Here is a 657-nt window from a genome sequence, read left to right as displayed (position 1 = left end):
CCGGGTTACTTGATACCGGTGACCGTGATGCGTCCGTTGACGCGATCGGCTGTGAACTCGATCGCCTGACCCGTTTTGACCTTGTCGAGCAGGCCCTGCTCGGCGACGACGAACACCATCGTCATCGCTGGCATGTCGAGATTGGTCAGCGGCCCATGCTTAATCGTCAGCTTCTGCTGTTTGGCGTCGACCTTGATGACTTCGCCCTTCACGTATTCCTGCGCAAGCGCGCTCCCGCCGATGGCGAGAACGAGCGCGAGCGTTGAGAGTGTCTTTACCAATAGTGTCATGACTGCTTCCTTTGTGTTTTCGAATTCAGTTGGCGACGCTGATGTCGCCCTTCATGCCGGAATCGTAGTGACCCGGCACAAGGCAGCCGAAACCGAATTCGCCGGCATTGGCGAACGTCCAGATGATCTCGCCTCTGGCGCCGGGCGCCAGCCGGATCGCGTTGGGATCGGCGTGCTCCATCTCGGGGAACTTCTCCATCAGCGCCTTGTGCTCCATGATCCCCTCATGGACGTCCATGACGAACTCGTGGTCGACTTGGCCTTTGTTGACGAACTTCAGGCGAACGGTCTCGCCCTTCCTCACCTTGAGGACGGCCGGCTGGAACAACATTTTTCCATCGTCCTTCTCCGACATCGAGATGTTGAT

The 657-nt window shown here is 58.1% G+C and carries 2 protein-coding genes; both read right to left on the bottom strand.

Annotated elements, in window-relative coordinates:
* Window positions 1–5: 5 nt before the first annotated feature.
* Window positions 6–290, bottom strand: a complete 285-nt coding sequence (locus NKI25_RS36335; protein WP_352455535.1) for a copper-binding protein — start codon at window positions 288–290, stop codon at window positions 6–8.
* A gap of 25 nt (window positions 291–315) precedes the next feature.
* Window positions 316–657, bottom strand: a 342-nt coding sequence (locus tag NKI25_RS36330) for a cupredoxin domain-containing protein (protein ID WP_352643668.1), incomplete at its 5' end; no start/stop codon positions are given.

It is taken from the genome of Mesorhizobium sp. M0808, assembly GCF_040320025.1.
Lineage (GTDB): Bacteria > Pseudomonadota > Alphaproteobacteria > Rhizobiales > Rhizobiaceae > Mesorhizobium.
The sequence above is the reverse complement of the archived record's forward strand: the minus strand, read 5'-3'. Positions and strand labels throughout refer to the sequence as shown.

Coding starts and splice junctions, on each gene's coding strand:
- NKI25_RS36335 (WP_352455535.1), bottom strand. CDS start 290: ATGACACTATTGGTAAAGACACTCTCAACGCTCGCGCTCGTTCTCGCC.